Source organism: Bradyrhizobium sp. McL0616, from assembly GCF_049993385.1.
Taxonomy (GTDB): Bacteria; Pseudomonadota; Alphaproteobacteria; order Rhizobiales; family Xanthobacteraceae; genus Bradyrhizobium.
Window position 1 is genome coordinate 1585052 of sequence record NZ_CP188255.1, and the last position, 26798, is coordinate 1611849.

Annotated in this window: 26 protein-coding genes; 13 read left to right on the plus strand and 13 right to left on the minus strand. The window is 64.4% G+C overall.

The features are described from left to right. Nucleotides 1-166: 166 nt before the first annotated feature. A complete protein-coding gene (locus tag ACPPVR_RS07640) occupies nucleotides 167-2056 on the minus strand; it encodes an AsmA family protein (protein WP_426616047.1) in 1890 nt (629 codons plus the stop codon). 273 nt (nucleotides 2057-2329) lie between these two features. Here ACPPVR_RS07640 and ACPPVR_RS07645 point away from each other — a divergent pair, with 273 nt between their 5' ends. Both ACPPVR_RS07645 and ACPPVR_RS07650 read left to right on the plus strand, forming a co-directional pair. Continuing rightward, entirely contained in the window at nucleotides 2330-3037 is a 708-nt protein-coding gene (locus ACPPVR_RS07645; protein ID WP_426613622.1) for a CoA transferase subunit A, read from the plus strand. A 15-nt stretch (nucleotides 3038-3052) separates the two neighbouring features. Then, complete coding sequence (locus ACPPVR_RS07650; RefSeq protein ID WP_426613623.1) at nucleotides 3053-3703, plus strand: 3-oxoacid CoA-transferase subunit B; 651 nt, start codon at nucleotides 3053-3055, stop codon at nucleotides 3701-3703. Nucleotides 3704-3973: 270 nt separating this feature from the next. Here the strand turns inward: ACPPVR_RS07650 and ACPPVR_RS07655 are convergent, their stop codons facing one another. Continuing rightward, nucleotides 3974-4849: an SUMF1/EgtB/PvdO family nonheme iron enzyme gene (locus ACPPVR_RS07655; protein WP_426613624.1), complete on the minus strand. Its 876-nt coding sequence runs from the start codon at nucleotides 4847-4849 to the stop codon at nucleotides 3974-3976. A 52-nt stretch (nucleotides 4850-4901) separates the two neighbouring features. After that, nucleotides 4902-5999, minus strand: coding sequence for a copper-containing nitrite reductase (gene nirK, locus ACPPVR_RS07660; RefSeq protein WP_426613625.1), 1098 nt, complete (start codon nucleotides 5997-5999; stop codon nucleotides 4902-4904). A 252-nt stretch (nucleotides 6000-6251) separates the two neighbouring features. Here nirK and hemN point away from each other — a divergent pair, with 252 nt between their 5' ends. After that, entirely contained in the window at nucleotides 6252-7604 is a 1353-nt protein-coding gene (gene hemN / locus ACPPVR_RS07665) for an oxygen-independent coproporphyrinogen III oxidase (protein ID WP_426613626.1), read from the plus strand. Between the two features lie 99 nt (nucleotides 7605-7703). Further along, nucleotides 7704-7901 (plus strand): DUF1858 domain-containing protein, encoded by a 198-nt coding sequence (locus ACPPVR_RS07670; protein ID WP_426613627.1) that lies wholly within the window; start codon nucleotides 7704-7706, stop codon nucleotides 7899-7901. 85 nt (nucleotides 7902-7986) lie between these two features. On the opposite strand, the gene ACPPVR_RS07675 is transcribed toward ACPPVR_RS07670, so the two are convergent. Further along, the gene (locus ACPPVR_RS07675; protein ID WP_426613628.1) at nucleotides 7987-8700 is read right to left on the minus strand and encodes a Crp/Fnr family transcriptional regulator; all 714 of its coding nucleotides are present in this window, start codon (nucleotides 8698-8700) and stop codon (nucleotides 7987-7989) included. Between the two features lie 128 nt (nucleotides 8701-8828). Here ACPPVR_RS07675 and ACPPVR_RS07680 point away from each other — a divergent pair, with 128 nt between their 5' ends. Next, nucleotides 8829-10040, plus strand: coding sequence for an NnrS family protein (locus tag ACPPVR_RS07680; RefSeq protein WP_426613629.1), 1212 nt, complete (start codon nucleotides 8829-8831; stop codon nucleotides 10038-10040). A 2-nt stretch (nucleotides 10041-10042) separates the two neighbouring features. Here ACPPVR_RS07680 and ACPPVR_RS07685 read toward each other — a convergent pair whose 3' ends face one another. After that, a complete protein-coding gene (locus ACPPVR_RS07685; RefSeq protein ID WP_426613630.1) occupies nucleotides 10043-11080 on the minus strand; it encodes an AraC family transcriptional regulator in 1038 nt (345 codons plus the stop codon). Nucleotides 11081-11281: 201 nt separating this feature from the next. On the opposite strand from ACPPVR_RS07685, the gene ACPPVR_RS07690 reads away from it, so the two are divergent. Both ACPPVR_RS07690 and ACPPVR_RS07695 read left to right on the plus strand, forming a co-directional pair. Continuing rightward, nucleotides 11282-11902 carry a response regulator transcription factor gene (locus ACPPVR_RS07690; protein ID WP_426613631.1) on the plus strand — a complete coding sequence of 207 codons (621 nt, stop codon included), beginning with the start codon at nucleotides 11282-11284 and terminating at the stop codon, nucleotides 11900-11902. Nucleotides 11903-12089: 187 nt separating this feature from the next. Continuing rightward, on the plus strand, nucleotides 12090-13769 hold the full coding sequence (locus ACPPVR_RS07695) for a mucoidy inhibitor MuiA family protein (RefSeq protein ID WP_426613632.1): 1680 nt from the start codon (nucleotides 12090-12092) through the stop codon (nucleotides 13767-13769). Between the two features lie 142 nt (nucleotides 13770-13911). On the opposite strand, the gene ACPPVR_RS07700 is transcribed toward ACPPVR_RS07695, so the two are convergent. The 4 genes from ACPPVR_RS07700 to hemP are packed head-to-tail and all read right to left on the minus strand — an operon-like array spanning nucleotide 13912 to nucleotide 16873. Continuing rightward, entirely contained in the window at nucleotides 13912-14715 is an 804-nt protein-coding gene (locus ACPPVR_RS07700) for a heme ABC transporter ATP-binding protein (RefSeq protein WP_426613633.1), read from the minus strand. Continuing rightward, nucleotides 14712-15803: a FecCD family ABC transporter permease gene (locus ACPPVR_RS07705; RefSeq protein ID WP_426613634.1), complete on the minus strand. Its 1092-nt coding sequence runs from the start codon at nucleotides 15801-15803 to the stop codon at nucleotides 14712-14714. Before ACPPVR_RS07705 ends, ACPPVR_RS07700 begins: the two co-directional genes overlap by 4 nt. Beyond that, entirely contained in the window at nucleotides 15800-16741 is a 942-nt protein-coding gene (locus ACPPVR_RS07710; protein WP_426613635.1) for a heme/hemin ABC transporter substrate-binding protein, read from the minus strand. Before ACPPVR_RS07710 ends, ACPPVR_RS07705 begins: the two co-directional genes overlap by 4 nt. Before the next feature lie 6 nt (nucleotides 16742-16747). Continuing rightward, a complete protein-coding gene (gene hemP, locus ACPPVR_RS07715; protein ID WP_426613636.1) occupies nucleotides 16748-16873 on the minus strand; it encodes a hemin uptake protein HemP in 126 nt (41 codons plus the stop codon). 334 nt (nucleotides 16874-17207) lie between these two features. Here hemP and ACPPVR_RS07720 point away from each other — a divergent pair, with 334 nt between their 5' ends. The 6 genes from ACPPVR_RS07720 (at nucleotide 17208) to ACPPVR_RS07745 (ending at nucleotide 22593) form a co-directional block, all read left to right on the plus strand. After that, entirely contained in the window at nucleotides 17208-19550 is a 2343-nt protein-coding gene (locus tag ACPPVR_RS07720) for a TonB-dependent hemoglobin/transferrin/lactoferrin family receptor (protein ID WP_426613637.1), read from the plus strand. A 95-nt stretch (nucleotides 19551-19645) separates the two neighbouring features. After that, a complete protein-coding gene (locus ACPPVR_RS07725) occupies nucleotides 19646-19978 on the plus strand; it encodes an antibiotic biosynthesis monooxygenase family protein (RefSeq protein ID WP_426613638.1) in 333 nt (110 codons plus the stop codon). A gap of 27 nt (nucleotides 19979-20005) precedes the next feature. Continuing rightward, a complete protein-coding gene (gene hutX / locus ACPPVR_RS07730) occupies nucleotides 20006-20509 on the plus strand; it encodes a heme utilization cystosolic carrier protein HutX (protein WP_426613639.1) in 504 nt (167 codons plus the stop codon). 27 nt (nucleotides 20510-20536) lie between these two features. Beyond that, entirely contained in the window at nucleotides 20537-21307 is a 771-nt protein-coding gene (exbB, locus tag ACPPVR_RS07735; RefSeq protein ID WP_426613640.1) for a tonB-system energizer ExbB, read from the plus strand. 3 nt (nucleotides 21308-21310) lie between these two features. Beyond that, nucleotides 21311-21760, plus strand: coding sequence for a TonB system transport protein ExbD (gene exbD / locus ACPPVR_RS07740; protein ID WP_426613641.1), 450 nt, complete (start codon nucleotides 21311-21313; stop codon nucleotides 21758-21760). Beyond that, nucleotides 21760-22593: a TonB family protein gene (locus tag ACPPVR_RS07745; protein ID WP_426613642.1), complete on the plus strand. Its 834-nt coding sequence runs from the start codon at nucleotides 21760-21762 to the stop codon at nucleotides 22591-22593. Before exbD ends, ACPPVR_RS07745 begins: the two co-directional genes overlap by 1 nt. Nucleotides 22594-22659: 66 nt before the next feature. Here the strand turns inward: ACPPVR_RS07745 and ACPPVR_RS07750 are convergent, their stop codons facing one another. From ACPPVR_RS07750 to ACPPVR_RS07765, 4 genes are all read right to left on the minus strand, one after another. Continuing rightward, a complete protein-coding gene (locus ACPPVR_RS07750; protein WP_426613643.1) occupies nucleotides 22660-24015 on the minus strand; it encodes an esterase-like activity of phytase family protein in 1356 nt (451 codons plus the stop codon). 84 nt (nucleotides 24016-24099) lie between these two features. Next, nucleotides 24100-24558 carry a DUF6130 family protein gene (locus ACPPVR_RS07755; RefSeq protein WP_426613644.1) on the minus strand — a complete coding sequence of 153 codons (459 nt, stop codon included), beginning with the start codon at nucleotides 24556-24558 and terminating at the stop codon, nucleotides 24100-24102. 134 nt (nucleotides 24559-24692) lie between these two features. Then, nucleotides 24693-25700 carry an alpha/beta fold hydrolase gene (locus tag ACPPVR_RS07760; protein ID WP_426613645.1) on the minus strand — a complete coding sequence of 336 codons (1008 nt, stop codon included), beginning with the start codon at nucleotides 25698-25700 and terminating at the stop codon, nucleotides 24693-24695. Between the two features lie 50 nt (nucleotides 25701-25750). Continuing rightward, on the minus strand, nucleotides 25751-26722 hold the full coding sequence (locus tag ACPPVR_RS07765) for an MBL fold metallo-hydrolase (protein WP_426613646.1): 972 nt from the start codon (nucleotides 26720-26722) through the stop codon (nucleotides 25751-25753). Nucleotides 26723-26798 lie beyond the last annotated feature (76 nt).

The following is a 26798-nucleotide window of genomic DNA, read 5'->3' on the forward strand; positions in this document are numbered from 1 at the left end:
TAAAACACTAGCCCATGGCCGCTATCCGATCTAGCGGCATGTTGTCAGACCTAGGTCGTGGGGTATCAGGCTGTGGGAGGATGCTTAACGTGGGCATCGATGCGATCGCCGCATCAATTCGCCCGGATCAATTCGCGTTGTCGCGCTGCGTCGGACGAGGCCTTCGTCAGTTGGATTTCGCGCCACCTTTGGCGTTGTCCGCTGTTGGCGATCCCTCCTCGGCGGGGCGATTTCCGCCGCCGGTGATGCGCCGCTTCAAGAGGTCGAGGAAGGGAGACGCCGCGGGCGACTGACGGATCAGGCTCTCGGGATCGGGGAAGATCAGGGGATCGTCCCAAGGGCCCTGCACAACGAAAGGCAGGGCGAAGCTGGAGTTGTTGAGGCTCGCGACACCCTTCATGTCGTATTCTCGCGTCGGCACCGACGCGGTGCCGGTCAGCGTGATCTTCGTCGCCGGCCCCTCGATGCGGATGTCCTCAGCGGTCGCAACGCCGTCGGCGAATTTCACAGCAATGGAGAGATTGTCATAAGGCGTCGAGCCGTTGCGGAAATTGCCGCCGCCGGACAGCGGCTTGCGCTCCAGCCGCTTCAGGAGCTGTTCGGCATTGAATCCCGCGATCGCGCCGTCATGCCCGGTTACGGTGGCGCTGCCGTCGAGCGACTGCACCAGGCCGAACGGGCTCGAGCCGGAGGCGAGCAGGGACACGTTGATATTGCCGCGGCCGGACAGCTTGTTGAGGCCGAACAGTTCGGAGGCGCAGGCCTGGAGGTCGACGTCGGTGAACTGGAATTGCGCCTTGATGTCGGCGACCGTGTCGGAGCGTGAGATACCGAACGAGCCCTTGGCGATGCCGCCATAGACCTGCGCCTCGCCGACCGAGAGCGCCAGCGTCCCGTTGCGCAAGTTCGCGCCGATCGCGGTGCGGCCGAGCTTCGTGGGGCCGACAGTCAGCTTGGCTGCCGAGAGGCGCATGTCGAGGTCGGTGCTGGAAAGCCCGTTGAGGTCGAACAGCTGCCTGTTCCAGTCGCGTGCGCCGCTCGCGAGCAGGCGGAAGGTAGAGATGTAAGGCGTGAAGTCGAGCGCGTCGGCCGCGAGCGTGGCTTGCAGCGTCTGCCGGCCGTTATTTGCGTAGGTCATCACGCCCTCGGCGGTATTGCCGTCGAGCTCGACATTGACGTTGGTCAGCGCGATCGAGGCGCCCACGACATTGGCGCGCGCCTTCAGCGCGAAGCGGCCGAATCCGCCGCTGCCGGGCTGCGGCTGGCCGGTCCAGCGCAGCGCGTTGCGCAAGGACGGGCTGTCGATGGTGAGCGTGCCTTCCATCATCGGGCTGGTACGGTTGGCAACGCTGCCGTCGAAGGCGAGCTTGAGCGGGGCGCTGGCGATCCGTGCCTTCAATCCCGAACGGTCGCCGGAGAGGGCCGCGACGAAATCGGCGAAGCTGATCGAGCCGTCGACGCGCTCGCCGCGCCAGTCGAATTGTCCGGTCGCGGCAAAGGAGCGCGAGATCGAGGGCCAGGCCAGCGACAGGTCGATGTCGTCGAGCTGCTCGGTGGCGTGGGTGGCGGCGTCCTCGTAATTGAGCACGCCGTCCTGGATCCTGATTTCGGAGAACGACACCTGGCTGTCGGCGCCGGGCTTCATCGTGCGCGCGATGGTCTGGATGAAGGGCGTCCAGTTGCTCTCGCCGTCCGGTTTCAGGCTGACATGGATGTGCGGCCTGAGCAGCGTCAGGTCGGCGATCTCGAACCGTTGCAGCAGCAAGGGCAGCAGGCGGAGATTGGCCGTGAGCACGTCGACATGGAGGGCGGGGTCGCTGGTGCCGCCCCCCTTCAGGCCGACGTCATGAAAGGAGATGTAGCTCGCCGGCAGCACCGAGATGTCGATCGCGCCGGCCACGCTGAGCTCGAGCCCGGTGACCTCGCGGATCTGGGTTTCCACCGCCTTGCGCAGCGCATCGCGGTTGATGAGCCAGGAGGTCGCGATCAGGGCGATCAGCACGACGCCGAGCAGCGCCGCGATCGGCGTCCCGAGGCGCTTCATTCCTTGGGCCATGGTCAATGGCATGTCCTGAACGGGTTGGTCGTTGGAGTCAGAAGGGCGGGGCGGGAAACCTGCGCGCCCCAAGCCCAACCCCCGCAACTTGATGGGTTTTCTTGTCTCTTTCAAGGCCGCGGACGGTTCTGCCGACGGCGTGGGCAGCTTCTACCACCGGCTGCCGGAACGGAGAACCCCGTATCATTGACGGCTTCGGACGATTTCGCCTAATAATCGCCGCCAACAAGGCGCGACGCCTGCAAGCCGAAGCTTCAGTCGAGGGTTTTTTGCATGAACAAGGTCTATCCCGACGCCAAGTCGGCGCTTGAGGGTGTTCTCAAGGACAACATGATGATCATGTCGGGCGGCTTCGGCCTCTGCGGCATTGCCGAGGTGCTGTCGGATGCGATCCGCGAATCCGGTGTCAAGGGTCTGACCGTCGTCTCCAACAATGCCGGCGTCGACGGCATTGGGCTGAGCCGCCTGCTCGAAACCCGCCAGATCAAGAAGATGATCTCGTCCTATGTCGGCGAGAACAAGCTGTTCGCCCAGCAATTCCTCGCCGGCGAGCTGGAACTCGAATTCAACCCGCAGGGCACCCTGGCCGAGCGCATCCGCGCCGGCGGCGCCGGCATCCCGGCCTTCTACACCAAGACCGGCGTCGGCACGCTGATCGCCGAAGGCAAGGAAGTGAAGGAGTTCGACGGCGAGAAATATCTGATGGAGCGCGGCCTGTTCGCCGACCTCGCCATCGTGCACGCCTGGAAGGGCGACACCGCCGGCAACCTGATCTACCGCAAGACCGCGCGCAACTTTAACCCGATGATGGCGACCGCCGCCAAGGTCACGGTGGCCGAGGTCGAGCATCTGGTTCCCGCCGGTGAACTCAATCCCGACCACATCCACACGCCCGGCATCTTCGTCAAACGTATCGTCGAGGTCGGCACGACCAAGAAGCGCATCGAATTCCGCAACACCCGCCCGCGCACGGCAGCTTGAGATCAGGAGAACCACATGGCCTGGACCCGTGAACAGATGGCCGCGCGCGCCGCGAAGGAATTGCGTGACGGCTACTACGTCAATCTCGGCATCGGTATTCCGACGCTGGTCTCGAACTACATCCCTGACGGCGTCGACGTCAGCCTCCAGAGCGAGAACGGCATGCTCGGCATGGGCCCGTTCCCCTATGAGGGCGAAGAGGACGCCGATCTCATCAACGCCGGCAAGCAGACCGTGAGCGAGCTGCCGTCGACCTCCTATTTCTCATCGGCTGATTCTTTCGGCATGATTCGCGGCGGTCACATGGATCTGTCGATCCTCGGCGCCATGCAGGTGGCCCAGAACGGCGATCTCGCCAACTGGATGATCCCCGGCAAGATGGTCAAGGGCATGGGCGGCGCGATGGATCTCGTCGCCGGCGTCAAGCGCGTCGTCGTGGTGATGGAGCATTCCGCCAAGGACGGCGCCAAGCTCCTGAAGACGTGCAATCTGCCGCTGACCGGCGAGCGCGTGGTCGACATGGTCGTCACTGATTTGGCCGTCTTCACCATCGACAAGCATGGCGACGGCGGCATGGCGCTGATCGAGCTCGCTGACGGTGTCACGCTCGACGAGGTCAAGGCCAAGACCGAAGCCGAATTCCGCGTCGCGCTGAAGAACACCTGAGATAGCGTTCCAGATCATCGTGAAATAGCCGGGCTTTGTCCCGGCCATTTTCGTTTGAACGCGCGAGGCACATCGTCATTGCGAGGAGCGCTTGCGACGAAGCAATCCAGACCGTTTCCGAGGAGGGATTCTGGATTGCTTCGCTGCGCTCGCAATGACGGAGTGTGAGGCACCGCCGTCGCTTTTTCAATTCGCACACCTGTAGCCCGCATGCGCGAAGCGACATGCGGGACCTTCCCGGGTGTCGCTTCGCTCACCCGGGCTACGCGATCACGACCGCGCCCACACCTTGCCCCATCGCGCCGACACGCTTGCGACCCATGACGGCTGTTCGCGCACCAGGCGGAAGCCGAGATTGGCGGGCGGCACGCCTTGTGCGCAGCCGCCGGCGCGGGCGTCGCGGATGAAGTCGGTGACGTAGGCGCGATGCGCGCCCTCGGCGACGCGCACGCCGCAGTTCACAGTCTGCCGCATGGGCTTGCCGGCCTCGTCGAACCGCGAGCGCACGAAGCAGGTCGAGGTCCACTCCCACACATTGCCGGCGAGATCTTCGACGCCGTGCTCGTTCATGCCGAACCGGCCGAACGGATAGGCCGTCGTGTCCGAAAGGTCGCGCTCAGATTCGCGTTCATAGCGGCTGATCCAGCGTTTTGCGGGATTGCTTGCGTCGACCGGTGATCCGTCGTCCTTGAACTTGCTGCCGGCCGCAAAGGCCCATTCCGCGTCGCTCGGCACGCGGTAGTGGTGACCGGTCTTGCGTGACAGCCAGTCCGCATAGGCCTGCGCATCGTGCCAACTCACTTGCACAGCGGGACGGTCCGGCGCGATCGCTATGCCGCGATCGAGCGCGCGGCAGGCGCCGTCCTGCACGCAAAGCTGATAGTCGGATGACGAGACCTGATCGCGCATGATGTGCAGTGGCCTGCTGAACCGCAACGCCCGCAGCGGCGCTTCCGCCTGCTGCCCGGCCCGCGTGAAGTCTCCGGCTTCGCGATAAGCGAGAGTGCCCGGCGAGATTTCGACGATGGCCGGCTCGGTCGTGGTGCCTCGGATGGCCATGTCCGAGACCAGCGGCGCCACGGCGATCGGCCCTGCGAGCCCGGCCGCGCAGGCGAGTAGCAGTTTCAGCTTGAATGCGATCAGCATGGTGATCCCCCGAAAGAAGAAGGGGCCGGCGATGGCCGGCCCCTTGTCGCCTCTAGTTGGTGCTGGCGGCCGGTATCTCCGCAGGTGCCTTTACCTGGGTCATCAGATCTTCGTTCCACTTGCCTTCGACCTTGAAGTGCGCGGTGGCGCCGAGGTCGGCGGCCTCGATCAGATTATGCGTGACATAGGCGTAGATGCCGGGTTGCAGGAACTTGTACATCGCCGCGCCCGCCGAGCCGCCGCGGATGAACCAAGTTTCGAGCCCGGTCTCCGGCGGGTTGGAGAACTTGCCAGTCTCCCAGACATAGTCGCCATGGCCGCCGATCAGGTGTGGACGGCTGTCGCGATTGGCCTGCGAATGCACGATCAGCACGTTCTCGCCGACATTCGCGGTCAGTGCATTCTTGCCGGTGAGTGCGCCGACCTTGCCGTTGAACACGACGTGGGACGGGATCAGCTTCTTCATCACCTCCTCGGTGTCGGTGAAGGCTTCGCCGGGCGAATCGTAGGACCTGAAGTTGCCCTTCTCGTCGCGCGGCACATACATGTCCTGCTCGCCGATATAATAGACCTTGTCGTATTTCAGCGGGTGGCCCTTGCCGTCGTTCAGGCCGTCGCGCGGCAGCACCATCACGGCGCCGTTCATGCCGGAGACGACGTGCCAGGGGATCATCGGGCCGCCCGGTGCGCAGTGATAGACGAACACGCCGGTCCGCGTCGCCTTCCAGCGCAGCACGGTCTGTTCGCCGGGATTGACCAGGGTCAGCGCTGCGCCGCCGAGCGCGCCGGTCGCGGAGTGGAAGTCGATATTGTGCGGCATGGAGTTGGTGGCGGGGTTGACCAGCGTCACCTCGACATAGTCGCCCTCATGCACGACCATCAGCGGGCCCGGCATCGAGCCGTTGAAGGTCATGGCCTGGAAGGTGGTGCCCTTCTCGTCGATGACGACCTTCTTCTCCTCGATGGTGAGCTTGAACTCGAGGATCTTGGGACCCTGCTTGGTCGCCTGCTCGTGCGCATGCACGAAGGGCGGGGCGACCAGCTCTACCTTCTGGCGCGGCAGCTTGAGATCATCGGCGGCAAAGGCGGGGGTTGCCAGCATCAGGGCGGTCACGGCGGCGCTGATCAATGCGGCTCTGCGGGTGAACATCGGAAGCATCCTTCATCTGAAAAGGGTTTTGATGACGGGATGCAGTGTGCGCCGATCGGGGCAAGACGATTTGCGCTGCGACAAGCTTTTCCCGGATTCGCCTCCGCAACAATCCTTAAGAGGTTTGCCGAGGTGCAGCTCCCGCGCCACGCTTTGAGCGAGCGCAAGGTCGCCGGTCCGAAAACGGGTAATCCAATGCCATCCGGGATTTGCCGCGGTCCTGCGCGGCGTCAATTTACGAATGGGAAAGACATGAGGACTGATCTCGCGGCGAGCTATGGCAAGGAACGTCTGCCGCGCTACACGAGCTATCCGACCGCACCGCATTTCTCGCCTGCGATCGGTGCGGATGCTTACGCTGGCTGGCTGGCCGAGCTCCCCGCCGGTAGCAGCGCGTCACTTTATCTGCACGTGCCGTTCTGTCGTGAGATGTGCTGGTATTGCGGTTGCCACACCCAGATCGTTCGCCGCGACGGGCTCATCGCGGCCTATCAGCGCACGCTGCGCAGCGAGATTGCGCAGGTCGCGGAAACCATTGGCCGCCGCATCAAGGTCGAACACATCCACTTCGGCGGCGGTACGCCGACGATCATGGCGCCGGACGCCTTTGCCGAATTGATGGCGGCGATGCGCCACGCGTTCTTCGTGCTGCCCGCGGCCGAGATCGCGGTCGAGATCGATCCGCGAACGTTGACCGCCGACATGGTCGAGGCCATGCGCCTCTCCGGCGTCAATCGCGCAAGCCTCGGCGTGCAGAGCTTCGATCCGGTCGTGCAGCGCGCGATCAATCGTGTGCAGAGTTTCGAGCAGACGGCCTCCGTCGTCGACATGCTCAGGCGCGCCGGCATCAACGGCATCAATTTCGACTTGATCTATGGACTGCCGCACCAGACCGTCGCCTCGTGCCTCGATACCGTACGGCGCGCGCTCACGCTCGCGCCCGACCGCTTTTCGGTGTTCGGCTACGCGCATGTGCCGGCTTTCAAGAAGCACCAGCGCATGATCGACGAAGCCGTCCTGCCCGATGGCCTTGCGCGCCACGATCAGGCCTGCGCGATTGCCGACGCGCTGAAGGACGCCGGCTATGTGCAGATCGGCCTCGATCATTTCGCGCGGCCCGATGATGCCATGGCCGTGGCCTTCGCGGAGCGGACGCTACGACGCAATTTTCAGGGCTACACCACCGACCAAGGCGAGGTCCTGCTCGGCTTCGGCGCCAGTGCAATCGGACATCTGCCTCAGGGTTATGTCCAGAACGAAGTACAGATCGGAGCCTATGCGCAAAGCGTTGCCGCCGGTCGCCTGGCCACCGCGAAGGGCTATGGGCTCACCGACGATGACCGGCTGCGCGCCGATATCATCGAGCGGATCATGTGCGAGTTCGGCGCCGATCTCCGCGACATCTGTGCACGCCATGGCGCCCCGCTAGATGCGATGCTGAGATCGGCATCGCGGTTGACACCGCTGATATCGGATGGCGTCGTCAGCCTCGATGGTGACCGGCTCGCAGTCGCCAATGACTCACGCTTCCTGGTCCGCAGCGTTGCCGCCGCGTTCGACGCGCATCTGGATCCGGCGAAGCAGTTGCACAGCCGGGCGGTGTAGCCTAGCCGAGAGGCGAGCCCCGGAATGACGACCCAGCTTGCGCTTCAACAAAGAGACCGCCGCCCGCTCCGCTATCGTCTTGTCGGAAAGGAGTTGTCCATGCCTTTCCGATCCGACGATCTGGTCGATGACATCATGCGTGCGGCGCCGCACTCGATCCGCGTGTTCCTCGCCTTCAGGATGGCCTGCGTCGGCTGTCCGATCGCAACGTTCCACACGGTGGAAGATGCCTGCCGCGAGCATGGCGTCGACCGTGACAAATTCCTGGCCGCGCTGTGCGAATGCGTGCCGGCGTGAGGCGGGTTGGAGTTCGCGCGGGCCGCGCGGATTCCCGGGTGAGGGCGAGCTTTCGCCGTAAGCGGAAGCGTCCTCACCCCTATCCTTAGGCTGGACCGCCGCTGTCCGGGGTCCGCTCCGACAGCACGACGATCTTGTGCGGATCCCGCAGGATGATGCGCTGGCGGCCGCTCTCGACGAGGCCTTGGCTCTCCCAGCCACTCAGGATGCGGCTGACGGTGTGCAGCGTGGTGCCGGTCATCTGCGCGATGTCCTGGCGGCTGATCGGGAAGTCGATCTCGATGCCGTGGTCGAGCTTCTTGCCGGATTGCTTGGCAAGCCGGAGCAGGGCATGCGCGACGCGCTGCTCGACCTGTTGGGTCGACATTTCCAGGATGCGGGTGTGGCTCTCTTGAAGTCGCGTGCCGACGGTCTGCAATGTATTGGCGGCAAGCGCCGGAAATCGCTCGGCCAGCCGTGGCCATGCGGCGGTCGGCCAGGTCAAGACGACGCTGTCGTCGACCGCGGTCGCGGTGGCCGGATACTGCGCGAGCCCGACCGCCATCGCGAGGCCAAAGGTCTCGCCGGGGGCGACATAGCGCACCACGATCTGCTCGCCGGTCGGCGTCGTCTTGGTTGCGCGGACGTGGCCGTGCAGCAGCAGGAAGAAAGATTGCGCGTCTGCGCCCTGCTCAAAGATGGCGCTGGCCCTCGGGTAACGCACTGAGCGCGCCTCGCGCAGGATCTCTCCGAGGTCGTCCGGCCTGACGCCGGCGAACAGCGGCAAATGCGCAACCAGCGATGTGTCGACCTTGGCCATGCTGCCTCCTTGGCGCTCGGGAGTGTGATGGCACCTGCAATCGTGCGGGAGTTTGCGATAGCGCAAAACGGACCGGCCAAACGGCAGTATTTTTCCAGATGACGGTCCGATTTCACAGGAGTTGCCCCATGGCTGGCGCCCGATCCCGCAATTTTCAGGGCTGGCCGCTGTTTGCGAACAGCTTTCGGCCCTTCTTTCTGCTCGCCGCGGTCCAGGCCGCGCTGTCGATCCTGGTCTGGCTGCCGGTGTTCTATGGCGAATTGTCGATGACATCGGCCTTCGCGCCGCGCGACTGGCACGTTCACGAGATGCTCTATGGCTTCCTGCCGGCGGTGATCACCGGGTTCCTGTTCACGGCGATCCCGAACTGGACCGGGCGGCTGCCGATCCAGGGCACCTCGCTGGGCGCGCTGGTGGTGGTCTGGCTCGCCGGGCGTGCAGCGGTGACCCTGTCCGCCGATATCGGCTGGGCGATTGCGCTTGCCGTCGATGCCGCGTTCTTGGCGCTGGTCGTGGCGGCCGCAACGCGCGAGATCATCGCGGGCGGCAATTGGCGCAATCTGCCCGTGGTGGTGCTTGTGCTGGTGCTGCTCGCCGGCAATGTTGCCTTCCATCTCGAAGCGCACTTCGAAGGCGCGGCGGATGTCAGCATCCGTGTCGGCATCGGCGTGGTCGTGTTGCTGATCTCGCTGATCGGCGGCCGTATCATTCCGAGCTTCACCCGCAACTGGCTGGTCAAGTTCAATCCCGGCCGCCTGCCGGTGCCGTTCGGTCGCTTTGACGGCGTGGTGGTCGGATTGAGTGCGCTCGCGCTCATCGCGTGGATGGTCGCGCCGTTGAGTATGGTCACCGGCGTCGCGATGGCCTTGGTCGGCGTGCTGCATCTGGTCCGGCTCGCACGTTGGGCCGGCGATCGCACCTCGCGCGAACGGCTGCTCTTGATCCTGCATCTCGGCTATATCTTCGTGCCGCTCGGCTTCCTTCTACATGCCTTGGCCGCCTTCGGTGCGCTGCCGCCGAGCGCTGGCATTCATGCCTGGATGGCAGGCGCAGCCGGAACCATGACGCTTGCGGTGATGACGCGCGCGAGTCTCGGCCACACCGGACAGGCGTTGACGGCCTCGCCTGCGACGCAAGCCATCTACGTCGCGATCACCGTCGCGGCGCTGGCGCGGGTCGCAGCCGTAATGTTGCCGGCACATAGCGATGCGCTGCTACACATCGCCGCCTGCGGCTGGGTCGTCGCCTTCCTCGGCTTTGCGATTGCGTTCGGCCCGCTGCTGGCCGGCAGCCGTCGGCGCGCGCTTGCCATCATGGGGGTGCCTGCTCCGGCCCGCTGAGCTTAAGCCGCGGTCGCCGAAGGCACGGCAGCAGGCTTGGCAAGCGGTCGCACTCCCTTTCGCCATGCGGTGATGGTGCAGCCGAAGCGGCTACGGAACCAGCGCGCCATGGCGCTTTGTGCAGAGAAGCCGAGCTGCACGGCGATATCGGCCAATGGCCGGTCCGGATCCTCGATCAGCTGGATCACCAGGTCGGCGCGCTGCGCGTCGAGGATCGCCGAGAAGCTGGTGCCGGCCTCGGCAAGGTGGCGGTGGATGGTGCGGCGGGTGCAGGCGAGGTGCTCAGCCACGCGCTCGACCGAGCAGTCGCCGCCGGCGAGGAGGGTACGCACGACTTCGTCGACCTTCTCCTCCCAGCTTGCGGGCCGGTTTTCGATCGCCTCGATCCGCTTGCGCAGATAGCTCGCGATCAGCGGATGCGCGCTCGGGATCCGGCGCTCCATGTCATGCGCCGACAATAGGATCGCATCGTCGTCCGCGTTGAAGGTCACGCGGCAGCGGTAGAAGTCGCGGTAGCGCTTGCGGTCGACGGGCGGTGCGTAGTGCAGGTGCACCTCCAGAGGACGCCAGTCGCTGCCGAACAGCGACTGGATGATGCGGTGGACGCTGCCGAGCGCCATGTCGATCGACTGGCGCGGCGCGGTCGGCTGCCGGCCGCGCAGATGCAGCGCGATGGTCACGGTCTGCTTGTCGCGGATGACGTCGAGCCGCATGCCCTCGTGATGGATATGGATGAAGCGCGAGAACGCCTCGATCGCCTCGCCGACGGTCGCCTGTTCCCGCACGATGAGGCCGACCGCGCCGAAATTGATCAGCCCGCCGCGCTCGGCGAGGCGCAAGCCGAAATCTTCGGCGCCGGACTCCTTTGCCGACAATTCGAGCAGGCGACGTAACGCTGTGACCGCAATGGGCGTGTCGGGCTTGTCGAGGATGGCCAGCGGCAGTCGGACCCTGCGCATCATCTGCCTGGGGTCGAGCCCGACCGACCGGGCGACCTCCGGGTAACAGCTCAAGCCTGCGCTGCGAATGAGGTCGGTCATGCGAACCGTTCCTGCCAGCCATTCCTGCAGATGTCCCGAAATGTAAAGTTTCTGTCCCGATCCGTCAAATCCGGGAACAGGGTGGAACATACATAAGGGAAACCGAAGCACTGGCGCGAATGCCGTGCTGATGACGGCGGGGCGCGATGGGGCCCCCGGCCGTCTCGGACCATTTGACCAAGACATTATTGGATCGGGATTATGCCGGGAAACACGCTTTCCAAGGGTGAGGTATTCGTCATTGACGCTGACGCTGCCTCCCGCGAACAACTTTCAACGGCGCTTCAACAGAGCGCCTATGAGGTGATCTGCTTTGCCGACGGCGCATCGCTATTGTCGGAAGCAAAGACGCGGATGCCGGCCTGCGTGCTGCTGGAGATGCCACAGGATCGCTCCGCCCTCGACGTGCTCAAGCGGCTGCGCGAGGAAAATTGCATGGCGCCGGTGCTGGTGACCTCGGCCAACGGCAGCATCGCCATGGCGGTCGACGCCATCAAGAGCGGCGCGGCCGATTTCATCGAAAAGCCATTCCGCACCCACGACATCATCGACCGGATCGATGCTGCGATCGACGAGTTCGCGCAGCCCGATGCGAACCGGCAGCGCTGGCTGCCCGGCTGCGAACCGCTGACCGCGCGCGAAGGCGACGTGCTCGAACACCTCGCGGCCGGCCTGACCAACAAGGAGATCGCCCGGCGCATGCATCTGAGCGCACGCACGGTCGAGGGTTATCGCGCCAGCATCCTGAAGAAGGCCGCCGCGCGGAACGTGACCGATCTGCTCCGCCGCATCTTCGGTCAGGGTTCGCCCAGCCCGATCTGAGGCTCGCCTTCTGAGGCGAGACCGCAGCTGCGCGATGACGCGTTCCGGGGCCTTGGTGCCGCCGCAGCGGCGCCCCACGGAAACCCCAATCGAACCGGTTCCTTCCCCGCCGCGTCTCACCACGATGGCGCGACATGTTTTCGCGCGTCCGGCTGTCGACGCGGCGATATCGGCAGGGAGGAGTTTTATGCGCACGATCGCAAGATGTCTGGCGGCGACGAGCCTGGTCCTGGTGACCGCAACACTCGCTTCGCGCACTTGGGCCGCGGATGTGGACGCCACATCGGCCATCGACACCGTCACGGTCTATCCCGATGGAGCGACCGTCACTCGCGTGATCGCGCTGAATCTTGCCTCCGGCGACAGCACGCTGGTTGCCAATGACTTTCCGCTCTCGCTCGATCCGTCCTCTCTGCGCGTCGAGGGTGAAGCGGGCGCCAAGCTCACCATCGGCACGATCGATGCGCGCCAGCCGCTCGCGGCGCAGCCCGTCAACCTGCCGGAGCTCGACAAGCGCATTGAGGCGTTGAAGGATCAGCGCGCCGATCTGCAAGGCGCGATCGATGCAGCGAGCGCCCGGCGCAAATTCGCGCAGCACTTTGCCGAAGCCTCTCCGGCTGGTCTCGGCGACAAGGGCGAGGCTCGGCCAATCACTGAATGGCGGGCGGCCTTTACCGCGGTCGCCGAAGAAGTCGCGGCCGCAGACACCGCGATCCGTGACGCCTTCCGAAAGCAACGCGAGATCGATCGCCAGATTGCACAAATGGAAGCGGAGCGTTCGGCCAAGCCGCCGAGCAAACTCGAGGTGAGGATCGACGTTGCCTCCGCAGCGGCGACGAAGGCGACGTTGCGGGTGACCTATGCCGTGCGCAATGCGCGCTGGCTGCCGCTCTATGACGCCCGGCTCGACACCGGCGCCAGGGACCGCAAGCCGCAGCTCGAGCTGGTCCGGCGCGCCGAGGTCACGCAGTCGACCGGCGAGGACTGGTCGAACGTCACGCTCGGCGTCTCCACCGTTCGGATCGGTCGCGGCGGCAGCGCTCCGGAGCTCGGCTCGCTGGTCGCGCAATATCCGCAAGTCCCGAAATCGCTTCCGCTGGGCTCTGTCGCGGATACTGCCATGCCAGCGGCGGCGCCGATGCTGCGAAAGATGGAGGCGGCACGAAGCCGGGAGGAATTTGATCTGCCGGCCCAACGAGCCGACGAGCAGCAAGCGGCCGCCGAGATCGGCGGCTTCCAGGCCACCTTCAAGATTCCGGGCCGCGTCAGCCTCGGCGCCGCCGAGGGCGCCAAGAGCTTGCGCATTGCTTCAATGAGCGTGCCCGCCGATCTCACGGTGCGCGCCGCGCCGGTGCTGGACGCCACCGCGTTCCTGGAGGCGAGCTTCAAGCAGACCGACGATACGACATTGCTGCCCGGCAAGGTCGCGATCTATCGCGACGGCGTTTTCGTCGGCCGCGGCAAGCTCTCGGGCTCGGCCAAGGACGACATCGTCCGGCTCGGTTTTGGCGCCGACGATAAGGTCAAGGTCGAGCGCGCGGTGCTCAAGCGCAACGAGGGCTCGGCCGGCCTCCTGGTTACGACGTCGAAGACCGACGAGCGCACGTTCAAGACCACCGTCCGCAACGGCCACGACTTCCCGATCAAGGTCGCGATCGAGGACCAGTTGCCGGTCAGCGAGAACGAGGACATCGTCGTCGAGATGCTGCCTGCAACCACGCCCCCGACCGCGAGCAACATCCGCGACAAGCGCGGCGTGCTGGAATGGTCGTTTGACGCCAAACCCGGCGAGGCCCGGGACATCAACTTCGCCTGGCGCGTCCGTTGGCCGAAGGACAAGGGCATGGTGATCGTGCCGGCGGGCTAGGTTGCTAGCCACGAAGGAGCTACGCTCCCTCTCCCGCTTGCGGGAGAGGGTTGGGGTGAGGGTTCTTTCCTCTAGGGGTTTCTCGATTGCGGAGACACCCTCTCCCCGACCCTCCCCCGCAAGCGGGGGAGGGAGCGCACCTTCACTGTGTTGGCATAACGGCGCGCATCGACTGCGGCAGTACGTAAGGCACGCCGTCGTCGGCCTGGTGCACGACGGCGTCGATCTCGAAGATGTCGCGGATGGTTTCGCGCGTGACGACCTCAGTGCGCGGGCCGTCGGCGGCGAGCCGGCCGCTGTTGAGCACGATCAGCCGGTCGGCGAAGCGGATTGCGAGATTGAGGTCATGCAGGATCGCGATTACCGCCGTCCCGCCCACCGCACGGCGGCGGGCCGCCTCGACGAGGTCGATCTGGTGGCGCAGATCGAGGCTCGATGTCGGCTCGTCCAGCAGCAAAAGGCCCGGTCCGCGCTCGGCCTCGCCGCAGGAAAGCTGCACCAGCACGCGGGCGAAATGCGTGCGCTGTTGCTCGCCGCCTGACAGTGTCGGCAATTGCCGTTCGCGAAAATGCTCGAGGCCCACCTCATGTAACGCGGCGTCGACAAGCCGTCCCGCATCGCCCGGGCTGCGGTCGCCCGCGCCCATCAGTACGATTTCCTCGACGGTGAAGGGGAAGCTGACGTTGATGTGCTGGGACAGCATCGCGCGGCGCGCGGCGAGCTCGCGCGGGGTGAAGCTGCGGATGTCGCGCTGCTGCAGCCGCACCTCACCCTCGCTCGGGCGAAGATCGCCGGACAGCAGGCGCAGCAGCGTCGACTTGCCGGCGCCGTTCGGACCGATGATGGCGACCATCTCGCCGGCCGTGACGGTCAGGCTAACGCCGTCGAGCAGCTTTGCGCGGCCGGCGCGCTTGCTCAAGGTCCGCGCCTCGATCACCACGCTCACAGCGAAGCCAGCCCGCGCTGCCGCAGCAGGATGCCCAGAAACACCGGCGCGCCGACCGCCGCGGTTAAAATGCCGATCGGCATCTCTGCCGGGGCCACGATCGTCCGCGCCAGCGTGTCGGCGCCGACCATCAGGATCGCGCCGAGCAGTACGGACGCCGGCAGCAGCAGACGATGCGCCGGTCCGACGATAAGGCGCAACAGATGCGGCACGACGATGCCGACGAAGCCGATGACGCCGCTGATCGACACCGCGACACCGGTCATCGCGGAAACCATCACGATCGAGATGCGCTTGAGACGTTCGACGTCGACGCCGCCGTGAAAGGCGTCGGCTTCGCCGAGCACCAGCAGGTCGAGGCCGCGCGCGATGAACGCGCAAGCCGCAAGCCCTGCTGCAAGAACAGTCGCAAGTATCGCAGCCTTGGTCCAGGTCGCGCCGCTCATCGAGCCCAGCAACCAAAACGTAATGTCGCGGAGCTGGCGATCATCGGCAATGAAGACGAGCAAACCGATGCCGGCATTGGTGATGGCGGTGATGGCGACGCCGGCGAGCAGGAAGATCGCGATCGAGGTTTTGCCGGCGCGGCTGGAGATGCCGTAGAGGATCGCGGTCGTGGCCAGCGATCCCGCGAACGCCGCGAGCGGCAGCAGCTCGGTCTGGAGGAAGCGAAACGCCTCGCCGAAGCGCGAGTCGGTGAAGACGATCGCGCTTGCCGCGGCGAGCGCGCCGCCGCTGGAGACGCCGACGAGGGCGGGATCGGCGAGGGGGTTGCGAAACAGCCCCTGCATGATCGCGCCGGCCGCGGCGAGCAGGCCGCCGACCATCGCGGTCGCCGCGATCCGGGGAATGCGGATCGACCACAGCACCAGCTGGTCGCGCGCCGTCATGGCATTCGCGGCGCTGTCCGAGGCGAGGCCCAGCGCAGCGGGCAATCGCGCGAGCGGAATGCCGGCCGCGCCGACAGTGAGTGCGATGATCGCGATCGCTGCGAGGGCCGCCAGCAAAACGGACATCGCCAACGATGCGGATCGCCGTCCCGCGCCTCGTCGTGGACCCCGCGCCTCCGTCCCGATCGCCACGCTCATTGCCGGCAATTCGCCGCAGACAGAGCCGAAGTGAATGCGCCGCCCTGGTCGGCCAACGCCGGATAGAGCTTGACCAACAGATCCCGCGCTGCCGCCGCGGTGCGCGGCCCGAAGCCCAGCAGATAAAGACCGTCCATCGTGACAAAGCTCTTGTTGGCCGCGACCGGGGTCAGGGCAAACCCGGGATGCGCATAGACCGCGTCGGCCTGGAGCGATTCCTTGCCGCGCTCGATCGAGAGCACGAATTCAGGCTTCGCTGCCACGATCGCCTCGTCGCCGATGATCTTGTAGCCGTCGTAATCGTCGACGGCGTTGGTAGCACCCGCAAGCTGGATGATCTCGTCGGCGGCGGTCTTGTGGCCGGCGACCATCGCACGCCCGTTCTGGAGCGACATCACGAACATCACCCGCACCGGCTTCGTCACCTTGGCGCGTAACGCGCGAAGCTGTGCAAGGTCGGCGCCGACCGCGGTGCTTAGGCACTCCGCGCGCGCATCGACGCCCATGGCGTGGCCGACCAGCCGGATCTTCTCGACCAGACCTTCCTCGGAGAAAGTCTCCGGCACCAGCACCAGCGGCACCTTCGCCGTCTCCAGGATGTCCATGGTCTCGCGCGGTCCCGCTCCCTGGATGGCGAGGATCAGCGTGGGGTTGAGACCGAGCACACCCTCGGCCGAGATCTGGCGCATGTAGCCGACATTGGGTTTGTCGTGCAGCGCCGCCGCCGGGTAGAGACTCGTGGTGTCGACGCCGACCAGCCGGCTCTCGAGCCCGAGCGCATAGAGGATCTCGGTGATGGCGCCGCCGATCGAGACCGTCCGCGCGATGTCGCTGACGGCGACATCGCGGTTGCGCGCATCATGCACGGTGATGCCGGCGGAGGCGAGCGCGATGGTGCCGGTGAGCAGGAGCTGTGCGAGGGTGCGACAAAATGTCATTTCAGGCTACTTGGTCAGGATCAGCTTGTGCTGCGAGGTCAGGCGAAGGCGATAGCTCTCCTCGCCATGCGTGATGATGATCTCGCGCTCGGCGGCGAACAGCTCGCGGCTGTCGATCCTGCTCCCGCGCATGGTCAAAGTTCTCGTTGTTGCAGAAGGGTTTTCCGCGTGCCCTCCGGCGTCGCCGATGTTGTCTCCGGATGCGGCTGACATGGGTCTCGTGATGCGCTTTCGAAATTTCAGATGCAGCTTGTCTGTATAAGCGGCATCAGGCGCATTCCAACCGCAGTAAATTACAATCGATGTAAACTGCAACCTCGCGACATTGACCGTCAGAGTGTTGCCACGTAACCAATCATGACGCGGAGCAACTTGCCCGCGACACGACAAATCAGCCAGCCAGTCGTTCGTGTTCCGCGAACGCACGCCAGCCAACCAACAAAGTGAAGTGCAGGCTGGGGCTGATATGGCTGACGGGGCTAGGTATTCGCGCGCCCTCATTTTGGGCGCGTCGGTGGTTTCAATTGCGGCAATGGCGACGGAGAGCAGTCTGGCGCAGACTGTTCAACCCCAGGCCGAACACACGTCAACGGAACGAGCGAAACAGGCCAAGCGCAAGCAGGCCAAGCCGCAGGTCGCGCAGGCAGCATCTGAAGTGATGAATGCCCGCGCCCAGGCCAGCGGCACCGCGCCGGTGCAGACGCTCGACACCATCACGGTTGCTGCAACCAAGACCAAGGAGCGCGCGATCGACGCGCTCGCGCCCGTGAGCTCCATTTCGCTCGACCAGATCCAGGGGCTCCAGCCGAACCGGCTGTCGGATGTCTTCTACAGTGTCCCCGGCGTGTCGTTCCAGGAACGCGGCGACGATCCTGCGACCGTCATCAACGTCCGTGGTTTGCAGGATTTCGGCCGCGTCGCGGTTGTCGTCGACGGGGCGCGGCAGAACTACCAGCGCACCGGCCACAACGCCAACGGCTCCTTCTTCCTCGATCCTGAATTGATCGGCGGCGTCGACGTGGTGCGGGGGCCCACCGCCAACATCTATGGCTCCGGCGCGATCGGCGGCCTTGTTTCTTTCCGAACCAAGGACATCAACGACGTGCTGCGCCCCGGCGAGCGCTGGGGTGTCGATCTCTCCGGCTCTTACGGTTCCAACAACGCACGCGGCCTCGGCTCGGTGTTCGGTGGCGTGCGCGCGACGCCCGACGTCGATATTTTCGGCGGCGCGGTCTACCGGACGCAGGGCAATTACAAGGACGGCAACGGCACCGAGATCGGCAACACCGGCAATCAGGTCGAGGCCGGATTGATGAAGGTCACGGTGCGCCCAGCCCTCGGCCACGAGGTAAAGTTCGGCGCGGTCTTCCAAGACTATCAATACGACATCGGCCAGATCAACCGAGGTCCAACGACATCCGCGGCGTTGATCGCGTTGAACCGAGGTTCGTCGGTCTATGCGTCGGATGCCAAGAACTATACCGGCACCGTCACCTGGAACTACGCGCTGCCAAGCGACAATCTGTTCGACTGGCACATGTCGGCCTACGCCAACCGCACCGAAAACGACCAGATCAAGATCTATGATTACGGGGCTCCAACGGCCTACTGCAATGGCGGTCTCGGAAACAACATTTCGGGTTGCGTCGGTAGCAGCCGTGCCTACGTGCTGGATACTTTCGGCTTCGACGCCAACAACACCACGCGCTTCAATGTCGGCGACTGGCGCAACGCGTTCACCTATGGCGTCGATGCGTTCCAGGACGACGTGATCACGACCGACAGCCGTGGCAACTCGAACGTCACGACGCCGAGCGGCATCCGCACCGTGTCGGGCGGCTTCCTCCAGCTCAAGCAGAATTACGGCACCTGGTTCGAGGCGGTGAGCGCGATCCGCTATGACCGCTATAATCTGCAGTCGGGCAGCACCAACACTGGTGGCGACCGCTTCTCGCCGAAGATCACCCTCGGCGTCACGCCGGTTGCAGGCTTCCAGCCCTATGTCAGCTATGCCGAAGGCTATCGCGCACCCTCGATCACCGAGACCGTGATCTCCGGCGCGCATGCGACTGGTGGCGGACCGGCCCTCTTTGCCTGTCCCGACGGATCCGCCGGCGTGTTTTGCTTCCTGCCCAATGCGAAGCTTCGCCCCGAGGTTGGCAAGAACAAGGAAGTCGGCTTCAACCTGAAATACGACAACATCTTCACCGCGTCCGACTCGTTCCGCGGCAAGATCAACCTGTTCCGCAACGACGTCAGCGACTATATCGACCTCGTCCCGTTTGGGTTCGTGGCATTCCCGGGTTTCGGCTCGTTCGCTCAGTTTTATCAGTACCAGAACATCGCCAATGCCCGTATCCAGGGTTTCGAGGCCGAGACGATGTACGATGCCGGCGACTGGTTCGTCGGTGTCGCCGGTCACTACATCCAGGGCAAGAACGCCGCCACGAACATCGGGCTCGCGACCATCACTCCGCGCAAGGTCGTCACCACCGGCGGCGTCCGCCTGCTCGATCGCACCCTGATCCTGACAGCGCAGTGGGCCTCGTTCGGTCCGAACAACGACGTGCCCGCCGGTTATCTGCCGGCGACCGGATACGAGCTGGTCAATCTGTACCTGACCTACAATGCGACCAAGGACATCGTGTTCTCGGCTTCGATCGATAATCTATTGAACCAGTACTACCGACCTTACGCCATTCCCGGCAGTTCGGTGGACGGCACCACGCAGAATGACGTGCTGTGGTCGAGCCCGGGACCGGGCCGGGTCTACAAGGCCGGTTTGAAGATTCACTTTGGAGGTGCGTAGCCGCTGCCGCCGCACACCATCAACCTCCGCCGGGCCGCGCTGATGCTCAGCGCGGCTTCGGCGTGTATTCGTTTCAATGAGAAGGAGAGACTCTTATGTTCATCGCCATGAACCGGTTTCAGGTGAAAAAAGGCGCGGAGACCGCGTTCGAAACCGTCTGGGCCACCCGCGAATCCTATCTCGGCAGCATGCCGGGCTTCGTCGAGTTTCATCTATTGAAGGGCCCGGAAGCCGAGGACCACACGCTCTATTCGTCGCACACCACCTGGATCGACAAGCCGGCGTTCGAGGCCTGGACGCGCTCGGACCAGTTTCGCCGCGCCCATGCCCGCGCCGACAATCCGACCGGCGAGAGCCTCTATCTCGGCCATCCTAAATTCGAGGGTTTTGAGGTGATCCAGAGCGAGCGCAAGGCCGCGGCCGCCTGAGGCGGCATAGCACGAAAGGAGCCGGACATGCTGAGCACCGATCTCGCCGATCTCAGGGCGTATATGGCCGACAATCCCGGCGCGGTGATCGAGGACGTCGCGCGTGAGCGCAAGGTCTCGCCGCGCGCCGTGATCGAGGCGCTACCGTCGTCGATGGTGCGCATCGGCAGCGGCGAGCATTTCGCCGCTGCCATGCAGGACATCGCGGCGTGGGGCGAGGTCACGCTGATCGTCCACACCGACGATGCGATCTTCGAGTTCACGGGTACCATTCCCGCAGGCGAGATCGGCCGCGGCTATTTCAACCTGATGCAGCCGAAAGGATTGCACGGCCATCTGCGCCACGAGCGCTGTGCGGCCGTGGCTTTCGTCGAGCGGCCCTTCATGGGCAAGAATTCGGCCTTTGTCGCCTTCGTCAATACCGATGGCGGCATCATGTTCAAGGTCTTCGTCGGACGCGACGAGACCAGGGCGCTGCGTGGGGATCAACTGGCGCGATTCCGGCAGCTTGCGGACCGGATCGCGGCGTAACGTCCCTCTGTCTGTCGGGAGATCAGGATGCAGGGCAATTTCTGGCTTCGGCACACGATCACAGCAATCGCGCTCGCGCCGGCACCAGCCTTCGCGATTGACGATGCGCTGTTGCCGCGCAATTTGTCACCTTGGGGCATGTTCGTGAGCGCCGACATCGTCGTGAAGGCAGTCATGATCGGGCTCGCCTGCGCCTCGTTGGTGACGTGGACGGTGTGGCTAGCCAAGACCATCGACCTGCGCCGCAAGGGCGCTCTCGCTCTCAAGCGCACGCGTGCGCTGGAAGGCAATTTGAAACTGACCGAGGCGGCAGAGCGAGCCGGAGATGCCCATGATGCGGTGGCCCAGCTCATCCAGTCCTGCGCCAAGGAAGCGGAGCTCTCTGGCGGCGTCCTTGACGATGGCCTCCAGGAGCGCGTGGCGCTGCGGCTGGAACGGGTCGAGGCCGCAATGTCACGGCAGATCGCGCGCGGCACCGGCGTGCTTGCGACCATTGGCGCCACGGCGCCGTTCGTCGGCCTGTTCGGAACGGTCTGGGGCATCATGAATTCCTTCATCGGCATCTCCGAGAGCCACACCACCAGCCTTGCCGTGGTCGCACCCGGTATTGCCGAGGCGCTGCTCGCTACAGCGCTCGGTCTCGTCGCCGCGATTCCGGCGGTCGTGATCTACAATCATCTGGTCCGCGGCATCACCAATTACCGCGCGTTGCTTGGCGACGCGTCGGCGCAACTCATGCTGCTGGTCAGCCGCCAGCGAGACCATCGCGATTTTCGCCTGTCGCGGGCGGCGGAGTAGGCCATGGCCGCGAAGCTCGGCGGACGCTTGGGATTGCCGCTCAGGTCGCGTGGAGACCCGGGCGATCTCGAGGTCACCCACGAGATCAACGTCACGCCGTTCATCGACGTGATGCTGGTGTTGCTGATCATCTTCATGGTGGCAGCCCCGCTTGCCACCGTCGACATTGGCGTCGAGTTGCCGGCGACCGCTGCCGAGCCGGCGCCGCGGCCCGACAAGCCGATCTTCGTCACCGTGAAGCCGGATCTCTCGATCGCCGTCGGCGAGGACATCGTTGCCCGCGATGCGCTCGGCACTTCGCTTGACGCTGTCACCAAGGGCCGCAAGGACGAGCGCATTTATCTGCGCGCCGACAAGGCTGTTTCCTATGGCGACCTGATGGAAGTGATGAACAGCTTGCGCAACGCCGGCTATCTCAAGGTCGCTTTGGTCGGCCTCGACGGACGCAGTTGATGGGGGCCGCCAACGCCTTTGCTCTGCACGGGCCGCTCGGCGAGCGTGAGGGCGCGCGCTGGGGCGTATCGGCGGCGGTGATTGTGGCGCTGCATATTGCCGCCGTGCTGGTTGCGATGAGCTGGCTCAAGTCGCAACCGGAGCTGGGCGTCAGCCTGCCGGCGATCATGGTCGATATGGCACCGGCGACGTCGGCGCCGCGGCCGACGCAGGACGATGTCGCGCCAGGACCGGTGATGCAGGCGGCCGACGCCTCGCCGCCGGAGCCGATGCAGCAGCAGGCCGTCGACGAAACCATCGCACCGACGCCGCCGCAGGAGAAGCCGGAGGTCGTGGCGCCGCCGGAGCATAAACTGGAGCCGACGCCGGCCAAGCCCGAGCCGGCGAAGATCGTGCCGGTTGAAAAGCCGGCGCTGGAGAAGCCGAAGGTGGTTCGCCGCGAGGCCAAAAAGCCGTCGGAAGCAACACCCGCGCCGCGCACCAGCGCGCCGTCGCGCGCCGAGCGCGAGGCGCCGATGGCGTCGGCCATGAGCGCAGGCGCGGTGGCCTCAGTGATCGCGTCGTACAATCAGCGCGTTCGCGCGCATCTGATGCGCTTCCACCAATATCCTTCCAGCGGCGGTGGTCAGCGCGGCGTCGCCAGGTTGAGCTTCACGCTCAGCCGGAGCGGGCAGGTCACATCCAGCCGTCTCGGCGGCTCGTCCGGCGTTGCGGCCTTCGATGCGCAAGCGATGTCGATGGTCCGTCAGGCCTCGCCGTTTCCGCCGATCCCGGACGAGATCAAGAACGGCGCGATGAGCTTTTCGATCCCGGTGGAGTTTACGGTGAGGTGACGGGGCTCTCTCACACCCTCTCCCCGCAAAGAGCGGGGAGAGGTTAACAGAGGAGAGAGCCGGGCCTTACTTCGCCTTCAGAAAATCCGCGACGTCGAGCAGCATGAACTCGTCGTCGTCGGCCTTGTTGGGATCGCGGCTGGACGAGAACGGCAGATTATTGTCGTTGCCGACGATGATGTGGGTCTCGTCGACGCGATCGACGTTCTCAATGGTGAAGAACGGGAAAGTGTAGACACCGTCATTGAGCGGCTTGCGCGCCTTCTTGTCGGGGTCCTGGATCTTCAACAGGTCGATATAGCCGATCTTGCGCACGGGCTTGCCGACATTGGCCTCCGTCAGCTCGATCTTGTAGACGCGCTTGAACTTGGCGACGTCGGGGAAGCAGTTCTCGCCGCGAGTGCCTTGCGGGCAGGCCTTGTCGGGCGTGCCCTCGCCATTGTCGCGCTCGATGACGAGGCCGGCGCTCGGGTCGATCATGTTGAAGTCGCCGATGGCGTTGCCGTTCTGCTCGAACACATATTGCCAGTAACGGCCGGTGAACTTTTCAGCAGTGACGTCGAATTCGAGGATGCGGGAGGCTTCCTTGCCGTCGACCCGCTCCCAATCCTTCTTGTCGGCATCCCACAGTGGGCCCTCGAGCAGGCCGTAAAGAAATTTTCCGTCCTTGGAGGACGCAAAGCCCTCGAAGCCCTTTGAGCGGCGGAGGTTGACATTGGTGTAGGTCGCGCCCGGCGCGCCCGGGGTCCCCACCGCCCAATGGTCGGGCGAGCGCACCGGCTTGCCGTCGGCGATGGTCTCGAACACGCTGAGGATCTTGCCGGTCTTGTCGGCCTTCAGGATGTAGGGGCCGAACTCGTCGCCGATCCAGAAGGTGTCGCCGATGATCTGGAAACCTTCGGTGTCGAAGTCGGAACCGGTGAGGTAGCGCTTCTGGGTGTCTTCGTGAACGATGCGGAAGGGCACCTTCTTGTCGGGATCGTGCAGGAAGATGGTCTCCTGACGCTCGATCTTGCCGCTGGCCCAGTCCATCTTGTAGCGGTTGAGGTACAGCATCGAGTCCGGCGAGTTGGCGCGCGCGCCCATGCCGTTGTCGGTGATGACCCAGAAGGTGCCGTCGGGCATCTTCTTGATGCCGGAATGGCCCTGCAGCGGCTGGCCCTTGAACGGAAGCGAGATCCCGGTCGAACGCTCAAAGGACTTGCCCATCACGGTGCCGAGTGCGTCGACGCGCTTGCCAGTGGTGTATTTGCCGGAGGTCTTGAGATCGGCGGGCGCATCCGCCGGCGCGTCGATGAAGGTCGCGGCGGGCATCACCACGTGGCCGGCGAGCTTGGCGGGGAATTCGCCTTCGCTCTGCGCGAGCGCCGTGCTCGCGGTGAGAATGATCGTTGCGACAGAGGCAAGAAAAGTCGCGCGCATGTGCGTCTCCTGTTAGCGGAGGCCGTCTTATGCGGATTGCATGTTGCAGTTTTGTGAAACCGGGCCAAACGCCGCAGCGGCCGGCTATTTTCTCGGCGGAGTCGGCGAGGTGACGGGGATCTCGAAACTGATCGTCTTGCTGTCGATCACGTGGTGCGTGGGATCAGCGAGCTCGAACAACACCTTGTGCGGGCCGGCGGGCAATCCGACCACGATCACGGTCTCGCCGCTCGCATCGACAAAATGCCACGGCGCGTCGTCGACCGTGATATGGAGATGGCCGATACGCGGCGATACGTCGAGCGCGCCCTTGCCGAACACGGGCACGACACGCAGATTTTCCGTGGTGTACTGGATGAAGACGAGACCCTTTGCCAATTGTTCGGCGAGCGGCGGATCGACGATCAGCCGAGCGGGTGCCTCGTTTTCGATAGCAACCAGCGGGGAGGGCCCGCGCACGTCTCGCGCGCTTTGAGCGATGGCGGCCGCTGCAAACATCGTGGAGGCTCCCAGAACGGCCATGAACTCAAGGGTGGCGTTCATGCTCTTTCCTTTTGAGAGATTGGATGGACGATTGACAGCACGTTCCGGAGAGACGCGGAGCGCTTCTCCGGAACGATCATCACCGGTTGATCACCCAAACACGCGATGACGGTTCATCCCGATCTCGTCGTGCTTCAGGCGATCTTGCGAGCGAGGAAATCGCGGATCAGCGGGGTCATTTCGTCGAACTTGTCCTCGAGTGCGAAATGCCCGGTATCGACGAGGTGAAATTCCACCTCCGGCAGGTCGCGCTTGTAGGGATGGGCGCCGTCGGCTGGGAAGATGAAATCGTTCTTGCCCCAGACGATCAGCGTCGGTGGCTTGTGCTTGCGGAAGTAGGCCTGCACCGCCGGATAAAGCGGCAGATTGGTCCGGTAATCGTAAAACAGGTCCATCTGGATCTCATTGTTGCCCGGACGGTCGAGCAGCGCCTGGTCGTGAACCCAGTTGTCAGGGGAGATCCGGCTCACGTCCGACATGCCGTCGGTGTACTGGAATTTCGTTGTCTCCGGCGTAACCAGTTTCATCAATGCCTGGCGGCTCGCATCCGACCCGTCGGCCCAGTACTGCTTGATCGGATTCCAGAACTCCTTCAGTCCTTCGTCATAGGCGTTGCCGTTCTGCACGATCAGGCCGCTGATCCGCTCCGGATGCTTCAGCGCCAGCCGCCAGCCCACGGGAGCGCCGTAATCCATGACATACATCGCATAGCGGGCGACGCCGAGCTGGTCGAGCAGGCCGTCAACGAGTTCACCGAAGCGGTCGAACGTGTACTTGAATGACGAGCGTGCCGGCATGTCGCTCTGGCCATAGCCGGGGTAGTCGGGAGCGATCACGTGGTACCGGTCTGCCAGAGCCGGGATCAGGTTTCGGAACATATGCGAGGATGTCGGAAAGCCATGCAGCAGCAGCACCACCGGTGCATCTTTCGGTCCCGCTTCGCGATAGAAGATATTGATCCCGTCGACAGACTTGGTTCGATGGTAGGTGACTGGATAATCGCTGCTCAAGTTTTGGTCGTCGCGTTGCGGTTTCGCCATTACGCGCGGCGAAGCCGCGGCAACCGCTATTCCGGACAATCCGAGAACGAGGTGGCGACGATGGAGGCAGGTTGATGGGGTCGTAACCGCAACGGTGTTCATGTCGATCTCCTCTCTAAATCGGGGGTTCGTGGAGGTCAGTCGTCCGCTATTCAAACGCCTTCATAGACCAGCCTGGTGAAGAAGCCGGGGTCGATGACGAACTGGCCGAATTTTGCGTCGAACGCGGCCGTCGGCTTGGCCGCAACCGTCTCGTCGCGCGTCTTGCCCTGCTTCTTGAGATTGCCGACGTTGTCCCGGATTGCGACCAGCATGTCGCGGAATTCCTGGAGCTCGGCCTTATTGCTGACGGGCTTGCCATGACCGGGAATGATGATGGTGTCGCCCTTGACCATGGCGAGATTGGCGTCGGACGCCGCAATCATGCCGTCGATGCTGCCGCCGGTCGAATAGTCGATGAAGGGGTAGATGCCGTTCCAGAACGTGTCTGCGACATGCAGAACATTGGCTTCAGTGAACATCACCGAAATATCGCTGTCGGTATGTGCGGGCCCGTAATGTTTAAGGGCAATCGATGCGCCGTTGAGCTTCAGATGATGCTCCTTGGCGAACACTTCCGTGGGCAACGCGTCGGCGGAAAGGGGCAGGAAATTGTAGTCCCAGTCTTCGACCCGCTGGACACCGGCGAGATGCTTGCGGGTGTTTTCGTGGGCAATAATTTTGGCACCTGCCCCGTGCAGCCACTCGTTGCCGTCGGCATGGTCAAAGTGCCAGTGTGTGTTGATAAGATGCGCGACCGGCTCGCCGCCGAGCTCGGCCAGCGCCTTGCCGAGCTGAGGGCGCGAGACGCCGATGCCCGCATCGACCAGAAGCTTGCCGTCTGACCCCGTAAGCACGGCGATGTTGCCGCCGGACCCTTCCAGGACGCTGATATTGTTGCGCAGCTTGTAGGTTGTGATCGGCGACGTTGCGGCGCTGTCCTTGATCAGGCTGACGAGGCCGCGGGCTTCTGCGTAAGCTTGCCGAGGGCTAAGCCACCCCGCACTAGCGGCATACGCTGCGCCGCCGACGCAACACAGGCAAAAGCCGCGGCGGGACAATGAATTAAGTTTTGGCGATCCCATGCAATCCTCGCTTTCTCGGGCGACAATCGACGGCGCCAACGGTCGACCCTCCCGCCGCGCGGGCAAGATGGGACCA

Coding starts and splice junctions, on each gene's coding strand:
- ACPPVR_RS07710 (WP_426613635.1), bottom strand. CDS start 16,741: ATGACATTTTGTCGCACCCTCGCACAGCTCCTGCTCACCGGCACCATC.
- hemP (WP_426613636.1), bottom strand. CDS start 16,873: ATGCGCGGGAGCAGGATCGACAGCCGCGAGCTGTTCGCCGCCGAGCGC.
- ACPPVR_RS07675 (WP_426613628.1), bottom strand. CDS start 8,700: ATGGCCAAGGTCGACACATCGCTGGTTGCGCATTTGCCGCTGTTCGCC.
- exbD (WP_426613641.1), top strand. CDS start 21,311: ATGGCCGCGAAGCTCGGCGGACGCTTGGGATTGCCGCTCAGGTCGCGT.
- ACPPVR_RS07755 (WP_426613644.1), bottom strand. CDS start 24,558: ATGAACGCCACCCTTGAGTTCATGGCCGTTCTGGGAGCCTCCACGATG.
- ACPPVR_RS07705 (WP_426613634.1), bottom strand. CDS start 15,803: ATGAGCGTGGCGATCGGGACGGAGGCGCGGGGTCCACGACGAGGCGCG.
- ACPPVR_RS07640 (WP_426616047.1), bottom strand. CDS start 2,056: ATGGCCCAAGGAATGAAGCGCCTCGGGACGCCGATCGCGGCGCTGCTC.
- nirK (WP_426613625.1), bottom strand. CDS start 5,999: ATGTTCACCCGCAGAGCCGCATTGATCAGCGCCGCCGTGACCGCCCTG.
- ACPPVR_RS07690 (WP_426613631.1), top strand. CDS start 11,282: ATGCCGGGAAACACGCTTTCCAAGGGTGAGGTATTCGTCATTGACGCT.
- ACPPVR_RS07750 (WP_426613643.1), bottom strand. CDS start 24,015: ATGCGCGCGACTTTTCTTGCCTCTGTCGCAACGATCATTCTCACCGCG.
- exbB (WP_426613640.1), top strand. CDS start 20,537: ATGCAGGGCAATTTCTGGCTTCGGCACACGATCACAGCAATCGCGCTC.
- ACPPVR_RS07680 (WP_426613629.1), top strand. CDS start 8,829: ATGGCTGGCGCCCGATCCCGCAATTTTCAGGGCTGGCCGCTGTTTGCG.
- ACPPVR_RS07725 (WP_426613638.1), top strand. CDS start 19,646: ATGTTCATCGCCATGAACCGGTTTCAGGTGAAAAAAGGCGCGGAGACC.
- ACPPVR_RS07670 (WP_426613627.1), top strand. CDS start 7,704: ATGCCTTTCCGATCCGACGATCTGGTCGATGACATCATGCGTGCGGCG.
- ACPPVR_RS07650 (WP_426613623.1), top strand. CDS start 3,053: ATGGCCTGGACCCGTGAACAGATGGCCGCGCGCGCCGCGAAGGAATTG.
- ACPPVR_RS07765 (WP_426613646.1), bottom strand. CDS start 26,722: ATGGGATCGCCAAAACTTAATTCATTGTCCCGCCGCGGCTTTTGCCTG.
- ACPPVR_RS07655 (WP_426613624.1), bottom strand. CDS start 4,849: ATGCTGATCGCATTCAAGCTGAAACTGCTACTCGCCTGCGCGGCCGGG.
- ACPPVR_RS07685 (WP_426613630.1), bottom strand. CDS start 11,080: ATGACCGACCTCATTCGCAGCGCAGGCTTGAGCTGTTACCCGGAGGTC.
- ACPPVR_RS07645 (WP_426613622.1), top strand. CDS start 2,330: ATGAACAAGGTCTATCCCGACGCCAAGTCGGCGCTTGAGGGTGTTCTC.
- ACPPVR_RS07745 (WP_426613642.1), top strand. CDS start 21,760: ATGGGGGCCGCCAACGCCTTTGCTCTGCACGGGCCGCTCGGCGAGCGT.
- ACPPVR_RS07760 (WP_426613645.1), bottom strand. CDS start 25,700: ATGAACACCGTTGCGGTTACGACCCCATCAACCTGCCTCCATCGTCGC.
- ACPPVR_RS07720 (WP_426613637.1), top strand. CDS start 17,208: ATGGCTGACGGGGCTAGGTATTCGCGCGCCCTCATTTTGGGCGCGTCG.
- hemN (WP_426613626.1), top strand. CDS start 6,252: ATGAGGACTGATCTCGCGGCGAGCTATGGCAAGGAACGTCTGCCGCGC.
- hutX (WP_426613639.1), top strand. CDS start 20,006: ATGCTGAGCACCGATCTCGCCGATCTCAGGGCGTATATGGCCGACAAT.
- ACPPVR_RS07695 (WP_426613632.1), top strand. CDS start 12,090: ATGCGCACGATCGCAAGATGTCTGGCGGCGACGAGCCTGGTCCTGGTG.